General features: G+C 63.3%; 18 protein-coding genes. 14 read left to right on the top strand and 4 right to left on the bottom strand.

What is annotated here, in order from left to right; genetic code table 11:
- Window positions 1-6 precede the first annotated feature (6 nt).
- Window positions 7-741: a PIG-L deacetylase family protein gene (locus tag NN662_RS20025; protein WP_261932183.1), complete on the bottom strand. Its 735-nt coding sequence runs from the start codon at window positions 739-741 to the stop codon at window positions 7-9.
- 152 nt (window positions 742-893) lie between these two features.
- Here NN662_RS20025 and NN662_RS20020 point away from each other — a divergent pair, with 152 nt between their 5' ends.
- The 5 genes from NN662_RS20020 (at window position 894) to NN662_RS20000 (ending at window position 6,087) form a co-directional block, all read left to right on the top strand.
- Window positions 894-1,766 carry an NAD(P)-dependent oxidoreductase gene (locus NN662_RS20020; protein WP_261932182.1) on the top strand — a complete coding sequence of 291 codons (873 nt, stop codon included), beginning with the start codon at window positions 894-896 and terminating at the stop codon, window positions 1,764-1,766.
- A complete protein-coding gene (locus tag NN662_RS20015) occupies window positions 1,763-2,938 on the top strand; it encodes a LysR family transcriptional regulator (RefSeq protein ID WP_261932181.1) in 1,176 nt (391 codons plus the stop codon). The genes NN662_RS20020 and NN662_RS20015 overlap by 4 nt, the downstream gene beginning before the upstream one ends.
- A 233-nt stretch (window positions 2,939-3,171) precedes the next feature.
- A complete protein-coding gene (locus NN662_RS20010) occupies window positions 3,172-3,669 on the top strand; it encodes a TRAP transporter small permease (RefSeq protein WP_261932180.1) in 498 nt (165 codons plus the stop codon).
- The gene (locus NN662_RS20005) at window positions 3,669-4,973 is read left to right on the top strand and encodes a TRAP transporter large permease (protein ID WP_261932179.1); all 1,305 of its coding nucleotides are present in this window, start codon (window positions 3,669-3,671) and stop codon (window positions 4,971-4,973) included. Before NN662_RS20010 ends, NN662_RS20005 begins: the two co-directional genes overlap by 1 nt.
- 124 nt (window positions 4,974-5,097) lie before the next feature.
- Window positions 5,098-6,087, top strand: a complete 990-nt coding sequence (locus NN662_RS20000; RefSeq protein WP_261932178.1) for a TRAP transporter substrate-binding protein — start codon at window positions 5,098-5,100, stop codon at window positions 6,085-6,087.
- A 77-nt stretch (window positions 6,088-6,164) separates the two neighbouring features.
- Here NN662_RS20000 and NN662_RS19995 read toward each other — a convergent pair whose 3' ends face one another.
- Window positions 6,165-6,626: a MarR family winged helix-turn-helix transcriptional regulator gene (locus NN662_RS19995; RefSeq protein ID WP_261932177.1), complete on the bottom strand. Its 462-nt coding sequence runs from the start codon at window positions 6,624-6,626 to the stop codon at window positions 6,165-6,167.
- 130 nt (window positions 6,627-6,756) lie between these two features.
- Between NN662_RS19995 and NN662_RS19990 the strand changes: the two genes are divergently transcribed.
- The gene (locus NN662_RS19990; RefSeq protein ID WP_261932176.1) at window positions 6,757-8,673 is read left to right on the top strand and encodes an FAD-binding monooxygenase; all 1,917 of its coding nucleotides are present in this window, start codon (window positions 6,757-6,759) and stop codon (window positions 8,671-8,673) included.
- A 39-nt stretch (window positions 8,674-8,712) separates the two neighbouring features.
- Here NN662_RS19990 and NN662_RS19985 read toward each other — a convergent pair whose 3' ends face one another.
- Entirely contained in the window at window positions 8,713-9,630 is a 918-nt protein-coding gene (locus tag NN662_RS19985) for a LysR family transcriptional regulator (protein ID WP_261932175.1), read from the bottom strand.
- A gap of 178 nt (window positions 9,631-9,808) precedes the next feature.
- Between NN662_RS19985 and NN662_RS19980 the strand changes: the two genes are divergently transcribed.
- The 6 genes from NN662_RS19980 to NN662_RS19955 all read left to right on the top strand — a co-directional run bounded on the left by NN662_RS19980 (window position 9,809) and on the right by NN662_RS19955 (window position 16,531).
- The gene (locus NN662_RS19980; protein ID WP_261932174.1) at window positions 9,809-10,900 is read left to right on the top strand and encodes an autotransporter domain-containing protein; all 1,092 of its coding nucleotides are present in this window, start codon (window positions 9,809-9,811) and stop codon (window positions 10,898-10,900) included.
- A gap of 117 nt (window positions 10,901-11,017) precedes the next feature.
- Window positions 11,018-12,205 carry an MFS transporter gene (locus NN662_RS19975; protein WP_261932173.1) on the top strand — a complete coding sequence of 396 codons (1,188 nt, stop codon included), beginning with the start codon at window positions 11,018-11,020 and terminating at the stop codon, window positions 12,203-12,205.
- A 48-nt stretch (window positions 12,206-12,253) separates the two neighbouring features.
- Entirely contained in the window at window positions 12,254-13,741 is a 1,488-nt protein-coding gene (locus NN662_RS19970; protein WP_261932172.1) for a carotenoid oxygenase family protein, read from the top strand.
- 165 nt (window positions 13,742-13,906) lie between these two features.
- Entirely contained in the window at window positions 13,907-14,569 is a 663-nt protein-coding gene (locus tag NN662_RS19965) for a glutathione S-transferase family protein (protein WP_261932171.1), read from the top strand.
- Window positions 14,570-14,625: 56 nt separating this feature from the next.
- The gene (locus NN662_RS19960) at window positions 14,626-15,060 is read left to right on the top strand and encodes a GlcG/HbpS family heme-binding protein (RefSeq protein ID WP_261932170.1); all 435 of its coding nucleotides are present in this window, start codon (window positions 14,626-14,628) and stop codon (window positions 15,058-15,060) included.
- Window positions 15,061-15,085: 25 nt separating this feature from the next.
- A complete protein-coding gene (locus NN662_RS19955; RefSeq protein ID WP_261932169.1) occupies window positions 15,086-16,531 on the top strand; it encodes an aldehyde dehydrogenase in 1,446 nt (481 codons plus the stop codon).
- Between the two features lie 31 nt (window positions 16,532-16,562).
- Here the strand turns inward: NN662_RS19955 and NN662_RS19950 are convergent, their stop codons facing one another.
- The gene (locus tag NN662_RS19950) at window positions 16,563-17,252 is read right to left on the bottom strand and encodes a GntR family transcriptional regulator (RefSeq protein WP_261932168.1); all 690 of its coding nucleotides are present in this window, start codon (window positions 17,250-17,252) and stop codon (window positions 16,563-16,565) included.
- A gap of 125 nt (window positions 17,253-17,377) precedes the next feature.
- Here NN662_RS19950 and NN662_RS19945 point away from each other — a divergent pair, with 125 nt between their 5' ends.
- Both NN662_RS19945 and NN662_RS19940 read left to right on the top strand, forming a co-directional pair.
- Window positions 17,378-18,436 (top strand): amidohydrolase family protein, encoded by a 1,059-nt coding sequence (locus NN662_RS19945; protein ID WP_261932167.1) that lies wholly within the window; start codon window positions 17,378-17,380, stop codon window positions 18,434-18,436.
- Window positions 18,436-19,329 (top strand): VOC family protein, encoded by an 894-nt coding sequence (locus NN662_RS19940; RefSeq protein WP_261932166.1) that lies wholly within the window; start codon window positions 18,436-18,438, stop codon window positions 19,327-19,329. Before NN662_RS19945 ends, NN662_RS19940 begins: the two co-directional genes overlap by 1 nt.
- Window positions 19,330-19,334: the final 5 nt, after the last annotated feature.

The following is a 19,334-nucleotide window of genomic DNA, read 5'->3' as shown; positions in this document are numbered from 1 at the left end:
GTTCGCTCAGAGTTCGTCGACCGTACGCGGGAAGATGGACTGGAAGCCCTCGGCATACTTGCAGTCGCGCCCGCCCGACTGGCCGCCCGAATTGCGCTTGAAGTGGTTGGCGCGATTGATGGCAACGCGGGTGTAGTATTCCCACAGATGCTCCTGGCCTTCCATGCATTCGATCGCGGCCCGCTTCTTCTCCCAGACCGGGGTGATGTCGAGGAAGGTGTCCGGCTTCCACCCCATCTGCTCGGTCTGGTGCGGTTCGAACAGGTAGAGCTGTGGCGCGCCGAGTACCTTTTCCCCCGGATTGTGGCCCCAGGCCTGGGCGATCATCCGGCATTCGAGCGCCACCTGCGTGGCGTACATGTGGTCGGTGTTGTAGGGGTCGTATTGCGAATGCGACAGCATGAAGGAAGGCTGCACCTTGCGGATCACGTCGACCAAGCGGTTCTTGTCGTCGCGGGAAAGCTCCAGCGGATAGTCGCCGAGGTCGAGGCAGACGAGATCGTGGACGCCGAGCGCTTCCGCGGCCTTCTCCGCTTCCGCGCGCCGTGCCTGCTTGACGACATCCAGCGTCATGCCCGGCTGCTTCCAGAGTTTGGCGGATTCACCGCGCTCCCCGAACGACAGGCAGGCGACCGTCACCTCATAACCCATGGACGCGTGAAGGGCGATGGCGCCGCCGCAGCGCCAGACGAAATCCGCGGCATGGGCAGAAATCACGAGGGCGGTTTTCTTGGCGGACATGTATTCACTCCTTGGGTTTCGTTGCCTGAGACATTCCATGCCGCCCCCTGTCCAGACAATTCGAAAGCCTGTGCTCCTGCATAAGTTCATGCTATGACGACTGGCAAAGCCGGATACCGTTTGCCACTCTGCGGGCATGGTTGGAGATCGACATGAAAAGCAATTCCGGCAAGATTGAACAGCTCGCATTCATCGGTTTTGGTGAGGCCGCCATGGCGTTCGTCAGCGGCTGGGGAGAGCGGCGTCCCCTGAAGATCAACGCGTTCGATATCGATGCCGGCGCTGCGATGAAGGCGCGCTATCAGTCTCATGAGGTTTGCGGCTTCGACACGCGTCAGCAGGCGCTGGACGGCGTCGACGCGGTCTTCAGCGTGGTGACCGCCGATCAGGCGCTGGCCGCCGCGAGCGCGGCTGCCGCCGGCATTGCTCACGGCAGTTTCTGGTTCGATTGCAATTCCTGCGCGCCGGGCACGAAGCGCCGCGCGGCCGAGATCATCGAGATGGCCGGCGGTCGCTATGTTGACGTGGCGGTCATGGCGCCTGTTCACCCCAAGCGTCATCACGTGCCGATGCTGGTCTCCGGTCCGCATGCGCAGCAGGCGGTCGCCGCGCTGAAATCGCTCGACATGCGCCCGGAGATAGCCGGAAGCGAAGTGGGGCAGGCGTCCTCGATCAAGATGATCCGTTCGGTGATGGTCAAGGGCATTGAAGCGCTGACGGCGGAATGTTTCCTCGCCGCAAGGCGGGCCGGCGTCGAAGACAGCGTCATCGGCTCGCTCGAGGCCTCCGATCCGGCACTCGAATGGCGTCGCCGCGGCGCCTATAACCTCGAACGGATGATGGTGCACGGCCTGCGGCGCGCAGCGGAAATGCGGGAGGTGACACTGACGATCCAGGAACTCGGACTTTCCGGTGGCATGAGTGCGGCGACGGCAAAATGGCAGGATGAGATCGGCGGGCTGCACGCAGATCCGGGACCCGCCGACCTCGGCGCCCGCCTCCAGACAGTGCTGGACCGCATGTGATTTCGCGCAATCTCCGCCATCTTCGTCTCTATCTGTGGGTCGCCAGCACCGGTTCGCTGACCCAGTCCGCGGAGGCCTGCCATGTATCGCAGCCCGCAGTCACGCAGGCGATCGGCAAGCTGGAGAACGAGGCTGGCGGTCCGCTCTTCGACCGCACCCGGCAGGGGTTCTTTGTCACGCCGCGCGGAGAGGTGCTGGCCAACCGGGTGCGGCGCGCCTTCGCGCTCCTCGATCCGGCACTCTCCGATATCTCGCCCCGGCTGCGGCTGACCGCCACCACGGCGCAGCTGCAGGGACTGGTCGCGGTACACGAGACCGAGAATTTCACGCTCGCCGCACGCAGGCTGGGTCTCGCACAACCCACCGTCCATCGGGCGATCTCGCAACTCGAGCAGGAGGCCGGCCGCAACTTGTTCGAGCGGACCGCGTTCGGCCTGATTGCCGGACGCGCGACGCGGACGCTCGTCCAGGCGGTCATGCTCGCCTTCCGCGAACTGGACCAGCTGGAATCGGACCTCGCCGAACTTGACGGCGGGGAGGCGGGCCGCATCGTCATCGGCGCGTTGCCGCTGTCGCGCTCCGTGCTGTTGCCGCGCACGCTGGTCCGCTTCCGCCAGCAGCGTCCGCATCATGCGGTGCTGATCATGGATGGGCTCTACGACGAATTGCTGGGCGGGCTGCGGCGCGGCGAAATCGACATGATCGTCGGGGCGCTGCGGGTGCCGGCGCCGATCGGCGACATCGTCCAGGAGCCGTTGTTTTCCGACAAGCTCACGGTGCTGGCCGGCAATCACCATCCGCTGGCCGGCCGCGACGATGTGAGCCTCGCGGAACTGAAGGAATGCGCCTGGGTGGTTCCCCGTCAGGGCACGCCCGCCCGCGACCAGTTCGACGCCTTCTTCGCCGGGGTCGGTCAGCCGGAAAGCATCATCGAGGCTGGCTCCATCCTGTTCATGCGGGAAGTCCTCGACAACAGCGAACATCTCGGCTGCATCTCCAGCGCGCAGGCGCGTGCGGAAATATCCAAAGGGCTGGTCACGGAAGTCAAGGTCAAGGCCGACTGGCAGGCGCGGCAGATCGGTCTGACCTACCGCGCCAGCTGGGCGCCGACCAAGGCGCAGGAACTGCTCCTATCGTTGCTGCGCGAAAGCGTGGAAGACGAAACGCTATAGCGTCAACTAATCCAGGGTCGCCGCCTTTGAATTGGCTTGCCGGGCCCTTTTTCCAATAGTCTGAAATCAAGAGGACGATTGCGCTCCGTGCGCAATTTGAATGGGAGGTCGAATGACAACGGCGTTTTTGAACCTGCTGACAGAGGCATGGACCTGCCGCCTAGTTGAAGGCTCAAGCGGGCCCTTCGACCGGGGCCTTCGCGAGGCCGTCAGCGTGGGAGCTTCGCAAATCGATGCGTGACACCATTGATATCTGGTCGGCCCGGTTCGAGAGGGCAACCTTCTATCTGGCGCTGGTCGGCGCCATCTGCCTGCTGGCGATCGTCGCCATCGTCACGGTGGGCGTCGTTATGCGCTACGTCCTGGGCATTCCGATCCTCGGCGTCAACGAATTCGTGCAATTGACCGCCGTCGCCCTGATCATGGCATCGCTTCCCTACTGTACCGCAAAGCGCGACCATGTTGCCGTCGATGTCTTCGAACGCATTCTCGGCCGCTGGGGCCGGTTCATCGGCGACATCGTCGCCTACTGCCTCTCGGGCTTCGTGATGGCCATCCTGGCGCAGCGCGCGGTCCTCAAGGCGCTCGACGCCCTGGAGTGGGGCGATGCGACCAACATGCTGCGCATGCCGATCTGGCCGTTCTACGCCATCCTCGCTGCCGGGGCCGCGCTGTGCGTGCTTACCTTTGCCGTGCAGCTGGTTGTCCTTATCGTGAAGGGGGCAAAGTGATGACGCCTTTCGTCGCCGGCTTCGTGGGCATCGCCTGCCTGTTTGCGCTTCTCATCGTGCGTGTCCCGGTTGCCTTCTCCATGCTGATCGTCGGTTTCGGCGGCTACTGGGTTCTGGAAGGGTCGCGCAGCGCCGGCGGCGTCCTGCTGACGGAAAGCTACTCGGCCATATCCAACTACAATCTCATCGTCGTGCCGATGTTCGTGCTCTTGGGCAACGTTTCGTCTGCGGCGGGCTTCAGTCGCGGCCTCTACGATGCGGCCTTTGCCTGGGTCGGCCGCTTCCGGGGCGGGCTGGCGTCCGCGTCGGTGCTGGGCTGCGCCGTCTTCGCCGCCGTTTCCGGCTCTTCCGTCGCCACCGCCGTGACACTCGGCAAGGTGGCGCTGCCGGAAATGCGCCGGCTGGGCTACGCCCCCGGTCTCTCTACCGGCGCGATCGCGGCGGGCGGTACGCTCGGCTTTCTTATACCGCCTTCGACCGGATTCGTTCTCTACGCCATCCTCACCGAGGAATCGATCGGCCGCCTGTTCATGGCCGGCGTCGTGCCCGGGCTGCTGCTGACGGCGCTGTTCATGGCGGTGGTCTGGCTGATCTCGTATTTCGATCCGAAGGCGGGCCCGCGCGGCGAACCCGTGGCGCTGGCCGACCGTTTCCGGATCTTCGGGCAGGCCGCGCCGCTTCTTCTCGTTATCGTGCTCTCCATCGGCGGCATCTATGTGGGCATATTCACACCCGTCGAAGCCTCCGGTGTCGGGGCGGCGCTGGTGATCCTGCTGGCCGTCATCAAGCGGCGCCTGTCGTTCAAGGATTTCCGCGACGCGGTGATGAGTACGCTCAGCACCTCGGCCATGCTCTATGCCATCGTGATCGGCGCCAATGTGCTCAATCCGTTCTTTGCGGTCACCCGCATCCCATCAACGCTTGGCGAGGGTCTCGGTGCGCTGGGCCTCGGCGCATACGGCACGCTCTTCGTCATCATCTTCGCCTACATCGTGCTCGGCATGTTCATGGACGGGCTGTCCATGCTCGTCATCACGATCCCGATCGTCTTTCCGGTCATCACGGCGCTCGGCTTCGATCCGGTCTGGTTCGGCGTCGTCGCGGTGATCGTCATCGAAATGGGCATGATCACGCCGCCCGTCGGGCTCAACGTCTTCGTCGTCCGCGCCGTCGCCGGGGACGTGCCGCTGACAACCATCTTCCGCGGCGTCGCGCCGTTCCTTCTCGCCATGATCGTCGGCCTGCTGCTGATCATCGCGATACCCGGGATTGCGCTGTTCCTGCCCAACACGATGTTCGGGTGAGCGGCATGTCAGGCAGTTCGATCATGTTTTCGCATGCTGACAGGGCGGAAACGCCAGGTCAAAGACCAGACCCCGCAGTGCCGGTCTGGCAGCATTCAATCATCCACAAACGGAGGAATACGGGATGAAACTGAAGACACTCACGGCTGCCCTTGCAGCGACGTTCACGCTGGCTGCATCCTTTGCATCCGCCGAAGATCTCAAGCTGGCCGACTTCCAGCCGCCGACCCATTTCGTGGTCGATTCCACCTACAAGCCCTTTGCGGCCACCATAGCCGACAAGACCGGCGGCGCGGTGACGGTGACGCTCTACATGGGCGGCGAGATCGGTCCCGGTCCGGCCGAGCAGTACAACCGGGCGCTTGAGGGCGTCGCCGACATCGCCTTCGGTCTGCCGGGCTATACGGCTGCCAACTTCCCCAAGACGCTGCTGGCCGAACTGCCGGGCGTCATCACCGCCGAAAACGGGACGGAGCGTATACTTGCCAATCTCGACAAGCTGTCGGCCGAGTACAAGCGCGTGGTCCTGCTGGGCCTCTGGAACAATGCACCGAACCTCTTGTTTACGGCCGAAAAGCCGATCCGCAGCCTGGACGACCTGAAGGGCCTGAAGATTCGCGTGCCGTCGCGCAATGCCGGTCTGGTCGTCGAGGCCTGGGGGGCGACGCCTGTTTCGATGCCGGCGCCGGAAATCTACAATGCGATGCAGACCGGCGTCATCGACGGGGCGATGATCGATGCGACGACGCTGAAGGCGTTCAAGCTGGCCGAAGTCACGAAGTACATCACACAAGGGATGGACACCACGATGTCCGATTTCTTCCTGGTCATGAACCGCGACAGCTTCGGTGAGCTGAGCGACGATCAGCAGAAGATCGTGCTGGATGCCGGCCGCACGGCGGCTGTCAACGGCAACAAGGCATGGCTTGCCGTCGCCGACAAGGCGCTTGCCGATTTCTCCGCCACGGATGGCAAGGAAGTCATCACGCTGGCGCCGGATGAAGCCGCCAAGTTCAATGCCGCGAGCAGTGCCGCCGTCGAAAAGATCATCGCCGACGCCGATGCGCAGGGGCTTGAGGCCAGCGCCTTCGTCAAGGCCCTGAAGGGGAATTGATCGACGGCTTAGCAGCTGACATTTGCCAGACGGCCCGTCCGGTCCCCCCGGGCGGGCCATTGGCGTTTCGTCGATCGTCAGCCTTCGTCCGCCGGTGTGGCCGACCACGCGGCCTTTGCCGCGAGTGCGATGAACTGGCGGTATTCCTCCTCGTTCAGGCCGCCGAGGATTTCCTTCTGAAGGTCGGTGACAATAGGCATCAGCGCCTTAAGCGCCTCGCGCCCTTCGTCGGTCAGTGTCAGCTCGCGGGCGCGCTTGTCCTGATCGCTGACGACGCGCGTCAGGAGCCCTTTCTGCTCCATGCGGTCGACAACGGCGCCGACGGTCGCGCGGTCCTTGGCGATGGAATGCGCAAGGCTCGCCTGATCGACGCCCGGCTGTTGGTGAATGGCATCGAGCGCGGCGAACTGGACGGGCGTCAGGTCCGACCCCGCTTCCCGAATTCTCCTGGCGAACACCTGGGTCGATATCTGGTGCAGGCGGCGGATCAGGTGCCCGGGCATCATGGCGCTCAAGGCGCCTTCGCTCTCTTCGTTCATCGCACTTCCTCGTGGCTTTCCCTCTTCATAGCAAAAAATGATAAGTCGACATACTTTTTTAATTGACCTTTGGCGGGTGTTGATAAATGGTAAGTCAACTTACTAATTGGCGTCATAGGGAGGACTATGGATGCAGTATCACCTCAATGGATTTCGACCCGGCGACCCGGAACTTCAGGCCGCTGCGGCCGGAAGGGATGGTGCGCAGGCAGACCTGCCCGAGACGGTCGATGTTCTCATCGTCGGGACAGGCCCTGCCGGTTTGACGCTTGCAGCCCAGCTGTCCGCCTTTCCCGACATTTCAACGCGCATCGTCGAGCGTCGGGCCGGCCCGATGGAAAAGGGACAGGCAGACGGCATTTCCTGCCGCTCCATGGAAATGTTCAACGCGTTCGGGTTTGCCGAGAAGATCCTCAAGCAGGGGTACTGGGTGAACGAGACCACGTTCTGGAAGCCTGACGCCGCTAATCCTGGGCACATCACCCGCAACGGCCGCATCCAGGATGTCGAGGACGGTCTCTCCGAGATGCCGCACATGATCCTCAATCAGGCACGGGTGCATGACATGTATCTCGAGATCATGCGCAAGTCGCCGTCGCGGCTGGAGCCGGATTATGCCTGGCAGCTCGTCGATCTGACGGTCGATCCGGGGGCCGCCGACTATCCCGTCACCGTGTCGCTCGAGCGGGCGGAGGGTGAGGCCGAGGGGCAGCGCCGCACGGTCAGGGCCCGCTACGTGGTGGGGTGCGACGGGGCGAGAAGCGCAGTGCGCCGCGCCATCGGCCGCGAACTCGTGGGCGATTCCGCAAACCAGGCCTGGGGCGTCATGGACGTTCTCGTCGTCACCGATTTCCCTGATATTCGCTGCAAGACACTGATCCAGTCGGCAAAAGAGGGCAATATCATCATCATTCCGCGCGAGGGCGGCTATCTCGTGCGCCTTTACATCGAGCTCGACAAGCTCAATGCGGGCGAGCGGGTCGCCGGCCGCAACATCACGATCGATCACCTGATCGCGGCGGCGCAGCGCATCTTCAAGCCGTTCTCCTTCGATGTCAGGGACGTGGTCTGGTGGTCGGTCTACGAGATCGGCCAGCGGCTTACCGACAAGTTCGACGACGTCCCGCAAGACGCCGTCGGCACCCGCCTGCCGCATGTCTTCATCTGCGGCGACGCCTGCCATACCCACAGTCCGAAGGCGGGGCAGGGCATGAACGTCTCCATGGGCGACGCCTTCAATCTTGGCTGGAAGCTTGTCTCCGTCCTTGAGGGCCGCTCGCCGCCGGGCATCCTGCACAGCTATTCAGCCGAGCGCCAGGCCGTAGCCCGGGACCTGATCGAGTTCGACCGCGAATGGTCGCGGATCATGAGCGAACGGCCGGAGCCCGGTGCGGGCGGCGACGCGCCGCGGTTCCAGCGCTACTTCATCCAGCACGGGCGCTATACGGCGGGCATGTCGGTCGTCTACACGCCGTCGCTGCTGACCGGGGAGAAGACCTGGCAGGCGCTGGCGCCCGGCTTCGAGATCGGCGCGCGCTTTCATTCCGCGCCGGTCGTCCGGCTCGCCGATGCCAAGCCGATCGAACTCGGCCATGTGGTCAAGGCGGATGCGCGCTGGCGGCTGTTTGCCTTCAGTCCGTCGGGCGATCCCGCCGCAGAGGGCTCGGCTGTTCGCCGGCTGTGCGCATTCCTCGACACTTCCGCCAATTCGCCGATCCGCAAATACACGTCGTCCGGCGCCGACATCGACTCGGCAATCGACCTGCGGGTCGTCTTCCAGCAGCACAGCCGCGACCTGGTGCTGGAAACTCTGCCGACCTTCCTCCTGCCGCGAAAGGGCAGGCTCGGTCTGGTCGACTACGAGAAGATCTTCTGCGCTTGCCCCGGAGACGGACGCGACATCTTCGACCTGCGGTCCATCGATCGCGAACAGGGATGCCTCGTGCTTGTCCGTCCCGATCAGCATGTCGCCCATGTCCTGCCCTTCGATGCGCATGAAGAACTGGCGCGGTTCTTCGACGGCTTCCTTCTGCCGGTTTCGAAGTGAGGTGCGGCGGGGGCGGCATACCGCCCCGTCCGTAACGTCTCAGGCGGCTTCGGCACGCTCGACGGTTGCCCTGATGGATTCCCGCAGCCAGCGATGGGCCGGGTCCTCGTCGAGATAGCGTGGCCACACCATGAACTCGCGAAGAGGTTGCATCTCGAAAGGCGCGGGCAACAGCTTGACGGGATGCATCGCCGCCATTTTCTCCGCAAGACGACGGTGAATGGTGACGACGCGCCGGGTACCTGTAACCAGTAACGGTGCGACATTGAACTGGTCGATCGTGCACTCGACGCGGCGCTGGCGGCCAAAGCGGGGCAGGAACCACTCCTCGAAGGCGAGGCTCGCGTCATCGCCCAGCTTGATGGCCACGTGCCCGCGATCGAGATAGTCGTCCATCGTCAGGACATCGATATCGCGGGCTTCCTCCGCGCACATCATGCAGACATGCTCGTCCTGCAAGAGTTCCGCCTGCGGATGCTTCATATGGGAAGCGTATTGCTCCGGCACGATCAGCAGATCGATTGCACCGCGCTCGAACATGGCCTGTATGTCTTCCGGCACGCTTCCCATGTTGAGGCACATGCCCGGCGTCGTGCGGGCCAGATTGCAGGCGGTTTCGGCCAGCACGAGGTCGATCATGTAGTCCGACGCGGCAATCGTAAAATTGCATTCGATTTCCGCCGGATCGAAGACGGGTCGCATGGAGACTGCAACCCGGGCACGCATCAGAACGTCCCGGATCGGCGCGGCCAGGCTCTGGGCCAGCGGGGTCGGTTCCATTCGGCGACCCACCTGAACGAGAAGCGCATCCCCGAAATAGTCGCGTAGCCGTGAGAGTGCCGCGCTGGTGGCGGACTGGCCGATGCAAAGGCGTTCACTCGCGCGCGTGACATTGCGCTCTTCCAGGAGGACATCGAGAACAACCAGAAGATTTAAATCGAAACGGTCCAGCCGCATGCGTCTCTCAACTCCCAATAGGTATCGATCAAATTGATAGATATCATGAATATTATCTGATTTTCATTTCTTTGACAGACGTTAATTTTTCCCTGTCGCCACCGGCACTGGAGGAACGTGCCGTGACATCGAGAAGACCCGTCAACCGGCTCTTCGGGATCTACCATTGGGAGGGGATATGAGAATTTCGCACTGGGCGGCCGTTGCCGCCGTTTCATTCGTCGCAACCGATGCCTTGGGCGCCGATGCAATCGAAGGGGGCTTCCAGCCGCCCGCATCCGCCATCGCGTTGTCCAATCTGGGGAAGGCAGGTCTTCTTCGCTCGTATTTCGATAGCGACCAGTTCGGTTCCACGCAATGGCGGGTCGGTCAGGCCCGCGTCACGATCGGCGCCGCCGAGTCTTCCGGGCTGCCGAACAGCCATTACAAGGATGGCACCACGGACACGGTCATTCCGCTGAATTTCTTGTTCGGCCTGCCGGACGGCCAGTCAGCGCTCCGCCTCGGCGTGCGCGGCACTTTTTCGAACGGGGCCAATTATCCCGTCGAGCTCGACGGCGGTACCGGCCGTGTCGATCTGCAGTATCTGCGCTTTCCCAACCCCGACACGATGTGGGCGCTGGGAGGCTTCTTTGAGTACACCGACCTCGATATCGAGGGGTCAGGATCGATCAAGCGCCCGGCTGGCGGTGTGCGTGCCGACTTCCTCAACGAGTTCAGCGAGCATTGGGGCGTTGCCGCGCGCGCCGAATATTCCTGGGGCGAGTCCGACCTCAAGATCAATGTCGGGCCCGGCCTGGTCATGGAGCACAAGCAGGGGGACGACCACCTCTACACACAGGCCGAGCTGATCGGTCAATATCGCCACGACGACTTCGTGTTCATCCCCGAAGACTGGGTTTTCCACCCGGTGCTCGGCGTTCAGTTCCAGCGCAGCTTCATCGAGGCGACTGCCAACAGCTTCGGTGCCGTTTCGTCCGGCGTGGTCGGCTCGACCGAGGACTACGGCACGGTCTGGGCGCATATGCGGCTGGAAAAGGAGGTCCCGCCCGGCGGCTGGTCGCCCAATCTCCTTCTCGGCATCGAGCAGGAATTCGTCAACGATCTCGACGGCGTTGTCGACGATCCGACCTATGCGGTTTTCGGCGCCGGCATATCCAGGACCTTCGGCCACGGCAACCGGTTCGAGATTTCCTACACGCGCCATCAGGGGCTGGAGGGACGCCGCTGGAACCAGGCCATCGTCGGCACGCTGACGATGAACTTCTGACGCTGTGACACGGCCGCGGGTCCCGGGAGCCGCGGCCACCATCGCAAGACATCCGCGCCGTGGGAACAGGAGACGGCGCGATGACAACGGGAACGATGAGCGTTCCGGGAGGAAGCAATGACGAAACTGAACAGTTGGGGCGGGCAAGCGACCCTGAGCATCGGCCACATGGCCGGCATGATCGATCTGGCGGCCTTGCCGCTGTGGATCGGCAGCCTGATGAAATTTTACGGCCTTGCCGCCCCTGAAGCCGGGCTGACGGTGACCGCCTTTCTCGCCTCCGTGGTCATTTCGAGCGTTATATTCGCGCCGATGTTCACGCGGCTCAAACACCGCGTCTTCGCCTTCTTGGGCTATTGTGTGGCCGGCTGTGCTTTCCTGACCGCTTCCTGGCTGCCGGTGTCGCCGGACAGTCTCGTGAATTTCATGCTGCTGCATGCCGTGGCCGGTCTCGGCGTTGGCGCGGCGCTTTCGGTAACCCACGGCGCCATGGGACGATCGGCCAACCCGCACCGTCTGTTCGGCATTGCCAATGTGGCGATGGGCGTTCTGGCTGTCATCATGTTTGCCGTCTTGCCGGGCATCATTGCCGCTTACGGCGGACCAAGCATCTTCGTCGCCTTCACCATCACGATGGCCTTTGGTGCGGTCGTCGCCGTTCTCTTCTTCCCGGAGGTTCCGCAGGCAAATGTCGCCGCCGCCGCTCAGCGGGCTGCCGCCGTGAAGAAGCCGCTTCCGAAGGCCGCGTGGCTGACGATCGGCACAATCGTCTGCATCGCCCTCAATCAGGCCATGGTCTTTGCCTTTGTGGAGCGGATCGGTGACATGCGCAATTTCGGCGGGAACGCAATCCAGAGCGTCCTGATCGTCACCGGTTTCGTCAACCTGTTGCCGGGCATTCTCGCCGCCGTGCTGCAGAAGAAGTTTGCGCCGGTCAATGTCGGCATCGCCGGCCCGATCCTCCAGGCGCTATTCGCCCTCTCCGTGACGGGCGCCACGACATTCGCCTTCTTCGCCGTCCCTGCGACGCTCTACGTGCCACTGGTGATCTTCACCCACACCTTCATGTTCGGCCTTCTTAGCCGGGTTGACGAGACGGGACGTGCCGTCGCCGCGACGCCGGCAATGATGATGCTCGGATCGGCGGCAGGCCCTGCACTCGGCGGTTTCGTTGTCGCCACCGTCGGTTATCCGGCTCTCGGCTGGGCGGTCAGCTGTTTTGCCCTCGTGGCGGTGACGTTCATGCTCATGACCCGTCGCGAATTGGCGCGTCAACCCGAACAGGCGGCGGTGGTCGCCGCCTGATTTCAAGTCCTCCCAAGACTGTACGATTTTCAAATATTGGAGTTTCAGATGAACCAGCATACCAACTTGAGGCCCGGCCTGCAGTTTCCTGACGACATCGTCTTCAACGGCTACGCGGCCCCCGTCCGGATCGAAGGCGAAGTGCATGACCTCGAGGTGATCGGCCGTATTCCGGCCGAACTGGAAGGCATCTATATCCGCAACAGCGCCGACCACGCCTATCCGCCGCTGCACGGCAAGGACATCTTCCTCAACGGCGACGGCATGGTCCACATGGTGCGCTTCCAGAACGGGCATGCGGACCTGACGATGAAATATGTCCGCACCCGCAAGTTCGAGCTGGAACGCTCGGCGCGCCGCGCGTTGTTCGGCGCTTACCGCAACCCCTTCACGGACAGCCCGGAAGTCGAGGGCGAGGATGCCAACACCGCGAACACGTCCGTCCTGTGGCACCACGGCAAGCTCTATGCCCTGAAAGAAGCGGGACGTCCCTACGAGCTCGATCCGAATGACCTGACGACCCGCGGCGAAACGGATTTCGGCGGACAGCTGAAAAGCCGCACCTTCACCGCCCATCCGAAGATCGATCCGGTGACCGGCGAATGTGTGGCTTTCGCCTATAACTGCGAAGGCGTCGCCAGCGACGAGATCGAGGTCTACTCCATCGACAAGGAAGGCCAGTTCACCCGCACCGAGCGCTTCAAGGCGCCGTATTGCTCGATGGTCCACGACTTCATGGTCTCGCGAAACTACATCGCCTTCGTCATCTGCCCGATGGTCTGCGAATGGGACCGGGTGGAAAAGGGCGAGGCCTACTGGCACTGGGACAGCCACAAGAGCACATACATCGCGGTTATTCCGCGCGATCAGGGGGTGAAGGCGATCCGCTGGTTCACGGCCCCGAAGATCGCCATGCAGACCCACACCTTCAACGCCTGGGACGACGGAAGCCGTCTGGTTCTCGACCACTTCGTGACGGAATCGGGCTGGCTCAGCCAGTTTCCCGACATTCACAATCCCCATGCCCACGAGATGCCGCCGTTCGGCGAGCGCTGGATCGTCGACCTTTCCAGCGAAGGGAGCGACGTCAAGATCGAGCGCTTCATCAACCACATCGGTGAAATGCCCGTGGTCGACAACCGCTTCTCGATGCGGCGCACGCGCCACTACTGGTTCGGCACCAACCATCCGGCAAAATGGCCGATGCTCGAACCCGGACCGAAAGGCCCTCCCTTCACCTGCCTCGGCCATTTCGACGAGCAGACCGGCAAGATCGAACTCTTCTATGCCGGCCCCGATGCGTCACCGGAAGAGCCGTGCTTCGTGCCGCGCAGCCCGGATGCGGAAGAGGGCGACGGCTTCCTGATGACCATGGTCGGACGACGGAAGGAAAACCGCACCGACCTCGTCATTCTCGATGCACGCAGGCTGTCGCAGGGTCCCCTTGCTGTGGTCAAGTTCCCCTGCCGTGTGCATGAGGGCTTCCACGGCATCTGGGTGCCGGGCAGCGCGCTCGGATCAGACCGCGGCTTCTAGCCCCCGCGGCGGTCTGCGGCTTGCTGCAGACCGCCATCGTCTATCCTCCCGCGGTTCGTGTGCCGGGCAGGGCCGGTCAGACCTCCGGACCCTGGCCGGCACCGACTGCCGCCGTGACATGCTTCGCTGTCCGGTGCCGAAACCCGTTCCAAAGGTACGACCCTGATGATCACGCTTTATGGCGACGTGACGAAAACACGCGCAAATCGCTGCAGCTGGATGCTCAACGAGATCGGCATCGAGCATGCCCGGGAGCCGCTGGCCTTCCGGCCGGGCGATGCCAAGCCCCCGGAATTCCTCGCTCTCAATCCGAACGGCAAATGCCCGACACTCGTCGACGGCGATTTCGTGCTGTTTGAATCGCTGGCCATCAATCTCTACCTGGCACGTCGTTACGGCGATCTGCTCGGACCGCAAACGCCGAAGGAAGACGCTTTGATGACGCAGTGGTCGCTGTGGGTGGCGACCGAGGTCGAAAAGCCGCTTCTGTTGACGTCCGCGGTCCGATATCTTTTCGATCCATGCGCGCCGGACGGAGAGGAAGAGGCGATCACCATGAAGAAGCTGGCCCGGCCATTCTCGGTTCTGGATGGGCATCTCGAAGACCGGGAGTTCATCGTCGGCGACCGCTTGACGGTGGCTGACATCAATGTCGCCGCCGTCATGCACTTCATTCCGATCGCCGGCGTCGACATCTCGCCCTGGCCGGCGATGAAGCGCTGGCTTGAAAGCTGCCTCGCGCGGCCCGGCGCGATCGACCTCGCCAGTGTCCAGTTCCGCGTTCCCAGACCGCCAAGTTCGCGGGATATCTTCGCAATGTTTCTCTGACCGGCTTGCCTGCGCCGGTCGAATGCCCATTTCAGTTCATGGAGTTTGAAAAGATCATGTTGTCCCTGTCCAAAGCCACCACCATCATTGACGCAGCGCTTGAAAAGGCGCGGGCGGAAAATTTCGCGCCATTGGCCGTCGCTGTGCTCGACGCCGGCGGTCATCTGGTTGCCTACAAGCGCGAGGACGGCGCCGGCATCGTCCGTTTCGATATCGCCTTCGGCAAGGCCTGGGGATCGCTCGGCATGGGCTTCGGTTCGCGTGAACTGACGGAGCGGGCGGAAAAGAACCCGACATTCATCAGCGTGCTTTCGACCGTCAGCGGCGGACGGGTGGTACCATCTCCGGGCGGCGTGCTGATCCTGGATGACAGCAGTACCGTCGTCGGCGCTGTCGGCATATCCGGCGACATCGGCGGCAATGACGAAATCTGCGCGATTGCCGGCATCGAGGCCGCGGGCTTTGCGGCAGTGACCGGCGTTCCGAAATAACGATAACAGAATGGAGGATTGTGGCATGAAGATCGAATTGCTGATCGACGGTAAGGGGTCGCCAGCCGAGGGCGGCCGGAGCTATGACCGGCTGGACCCGGTCACCGGTGAAGTCGCGACCACGGCGGCGGCGGCCAGCGTTGCCGACGTTGGGCGCGCCGTCGCTTCGGCCGCCAAGGCCTTCGAGACCTGGTCGAAAACGGGGCCGGGCGAACGACGGACGCTGCTGATGAAGGCCGCCGACGTGATGGATGCGAAGGCCGGCGACTTTATCGCCGCCATGATTGCCGAGACGGGAGCGACCGGGCTCTGGGCCGGCTTCAACGTCAAGCTCGCCGCCGGCATGATCCGGGAAGCGGCGTCACTCGTCACCCAGATCGGCGGCGAGATCATACCGTCCGACAAGCCGAACACGCTGGCCATGGGCGTGCTGAAGCCTAAGGGCGTTTGCCTGGGCATCGCGCCGTGGAACGCGCCTGTCATTCTCGGAACCCGCGCCGTTGCGGTGCCGATCGCCTGCGGCAACACGGTGGTCCTCAAGGCTTCCGAACTGTGCCCGGCGACGCATCGGCTGATCGGCGAGTGCTTCGCCGAGGCCGGCATTCCGGAAGGTGTCCTCAATGTCGTCAGCAACAGGCCGGAAGAGGCGGCGGAGATCGTCGAAGCGCTGATCGCCGATCCGCGCGTGCGCCACGTCAATTTCACCGGCTCCTCGCGCGTCGGGCGGATCATCGGCCGGCTTGCCGGCGAGCACCTCAAGCCGTCGCTGCTCGAACTCGGCGGCAAGGCACCGCTCGTCGTCCTCGATGACGCCGACATCGACGGTGCCGTCAATGCGGCGATCTTCGGCGCCTTCATGAACCAGGGGCAGATCTGCATGTCGACCGAGCGGATCATCGTCGACGAGACGATCGCCGACGAATTCGTCGAAAAGCTGGCCGCGCGCGCTGCGGCACTTCCGGCCGGCAACCCGCGCGAGCATGTGGTGCTCGGCGCGCTGGTGACGCCGGAAGCCGCCGCCAAGATGGAGGCGATCATGGCCGATGCGACGGCCAAGGGTGCGCGGATCGTTGCCGGCGGCAAGCGCGATGGCGCGATCGTCGAGGCGACCGTGATCGATAATGTCGGCCCCGGCATGACCATCTATTCCGACGAATCCTTCGGGCCTGTGAAACCGGTCATCCGGGTCAAGGGCGAGGCGGAGGCGATCCGCGTCGCAAACGACACCGAATACGGCCTGTCGTCGGCGGTCTTCAGCCGCGACATCCAGCGGGCGATGCGTGTGGCCGACCAGATCCAGTCCGGTATCTGCCATATCAACGGGCCGACCGTCTCGGACGAGCCGCAGATGCCGTTCGGCGGCGTCAAGGCGTCCGGCTATGGCCGTTTCGGCGGCAGGGCGGGCATTGCGGAATTCACTGACCTGCGCTGGGTGACGATCGAGGATTCCGGGCAGCACTACCCGTTCTGATCAACAGGGCCGGCGGCGAACCCCGCCGGCCTTATTCGCCGAGGTCGGCGCGAATGATGTCGGCCGTCCGGCGATAGTGGTTCTGCAGGAGGGCGACCGCGTCTTCCGTCCGCCTCTCGATGGCGGCCTTGAAGATCTGGACATGTTCGTCGCTGACCTTGCGGACCCTGAACGCCTTGCGGATCGACAGGGCGCGGTAGCGGTAAAGACGGTCCGCCAGCTGTTCGCAAAATCCGATCAACGGCTTGGAGCCGCAGTTGCCGATGAGCAGCGCATGGAAGCGGCGATGATGCCGCTCCCATTCGGGATTGTCCTTGAAATTTTCCGGATCGAGTGAGCGCGGCGTCCGGTCGAGCCGGTGATGGGCGATCAGCAGCGCCTCTTCCCAGTCCGCCGTTGCCCGCTGGATCGATTCACTCAGCGCAATCCCTTCGACCCAGCAACGCGTCTTCGTCAGTTCCTGCAATTCATCAAGGCTGATCGGCTTGACGAAGAAGCCGCGCTGCTCCTTGCCGATCACCAGTTCCTCGCTCGCCAGTCGGTTCAGCGCCTCGCGGATCGGCGTCTGGCCGGACCCGTAGTGCTCGGTGAGGAACCGCAGTTGCAATTTGCGGCCGGGCTCGAGCTCCGCGGACAGGATGTCGGCCTTCAGGCGTTCATAGATGCCCGTCGCCCGGGTGGCCGGGGCTTCCGCGGATTTCTCGATCGTGTCCTGGCGCATGTTCGTCTCGTGCAGTTGATCTCAATTTCATATACATCAATCGCTAGAAATAGAAAATTTATAAATTTCATATTTACAGAACTTATTTTGTATTTTATTCCAAGCATAGAAAGGGAGGATCGGCCGTGGACGGCAATGCGCGTCAAAACAGGAAATTTGCCTTCGGTCGCAGCTGCGTATGCTGCGGCCTGGACGTTCATGCGCATGTCGTTCCCTTTGACTTTCCCCGCTTCGCCGGAGACGCTGTCCCGAAATCGTGGCCCTCGATGCAACCGGCCGATGGCTGCCACCGCACCATGGTCGTCGATGGAAAGAACTACCGGACCGTCAGCGACGCCTGCTGGTCGGTCGAGCGCCGGATCGCCGACATGGATAAGGCCGGCATCGGCGTGCAGGCGCTTTCGCCGATGCCGGAACTGTTCAGCTACTGGATGGACCCGCGGCCGGCCGATGACCTGCTTCGCTATATCAATGACGTGATCGCCGGCATGGTGGAGGAGGGCAGGGGCCGCTTTGCGGGCCTCGCCGCCGTTCCCCTCCAGTCGCTCGACCTCGCCATCGCCGAACTGTGGCGCGCCGTCGAAACGCTCGGATTTGCAGGCGTCGAGATCGGCAGCAATGTCAACGGCGTGCCGATCGGCGATCCGCGTTTCCTGCCCTTCTTCGAGGAAGCCGAGAAGCTCGGCGCGGCCGTCTTCGTGCATGCCGTGCGCCCGGCCGGCATGGATCGCCTCGTCGGCCCCGGTCAGTTGCAGCAGGTGCTTGCCTATCCGACCGATATCGGACTGGCAGCGGCATCCTGCATCACAGCCAATCTCCTGATGAAGCTGCCGAAGCTGCGCATCGCCTTCAGCCATGGCGGCGGAACGCTGGCGAGCCTCTTGCCGCGTCTGAGGGAGGGCTGGAAGATCTTCCCGGCGCTCGCCGATGCCCTGCAGGCGGACCCCTATGATCAGGCCCGGCGCTTCTATGTCGATTCACTCGTCTATGACGAGCCGACCCTGCGTCATCTTTCGACGATCTTCGGCGACAACCGGATTTTGATCGGGACGGATTACCCATTCAATTTCCATGAGCGTGCGCCGCTTGCCCGCATCGAGGCCGCATTCGAGGATGCGGGCTCACGCGATCGGCTGGCCTTCGCCAACGCCGCCGCATTTCTGAACCTTGAGGAGGCCGCGTGATGTCCGACTTTCCGCTCGCCGGACTGAGAAGCGTGGAACTGTCCACGCCGGATCTGGAAGGATCCGTCGATTTCTACACCCGCGTCTGGGGCCTCGAAGAGGTCGCCCGGGAGCAGGGCAAGGTCTTTCTGGCAGCCACCGGCAGCGATTTTCACGTGCTGGAACTGAAGCCGGGTGACGCGCCCCTCTTGCGCAAGGTAACCTTCCGTGCCCGGTCGCGCGAGGCGCTGGCAACACTCGAAGAGACCCTGGTCGCCGCCGGCTGCACGCTGTTGCGCGCCCTGGGTCCGGCCGATTCTCCGGCCGGCGGCGAGCGTTTCGTGGTGCGGGAGCCGCAGGGCTCGACGCTCGAATTCGTCTTCGGCGACAAGACGAAAGCGGAACGGATCGTGCCAAACGTCCCGCTGCGGCTGGCGCATGTGAACATCAATTCCAGCGATATCGAAGCGCTGACTGCCCTTTATCGCTCGGCTCTCGGCTTCCGCCTCACCGACCGGTCGAAGATGATGGCCTTCCTGTGCTGCAACAGCGACCATCATTCGGTGGTGCTTGCCGAGGCCGACGTCAACGGCCTGAACCATATCGCGTTCCAGATGCCGGACCTTGAATCCGTCATGCGCGGTTCGGGTCGCGTGAAGGATGCCGGTTATCCGATCGGCTGGGGCGTTGGCCGGCATGGCCCGGGCGACAATGTCTTCGCCTATTTCGTCGATCCGACCGGCGTCGTCATCGAATACACCGCCGAGGTTCTGCAGGTCGACGACAGCTACCGCTTCCGCGGGCCGTCCGAATGGGTCTGGCCGCCCGGACGCACCGATCACTGGGGCATCGCCCCGCCCAAGAGCGACGACTGCAAGAAGGCGCAGGTGTCCGTCTCTTTCGCCGGTCCATGAACCAA

Origin of the sequence: Rhizobium sp. NRK18 (assembly GCF_024385575.1) — a bacterium.
Taxonomy (GTDB): domain Bacteria; phylum Pseudomonadota; class Alphaproteobacteria; order Rhizobiales; family Rhizobiaceae; genus JANFMV01.
Note: the sequence above shows the minus strand (reverse complement) of the source record. Positions and strands in the feature narration are given on the sequence as shown.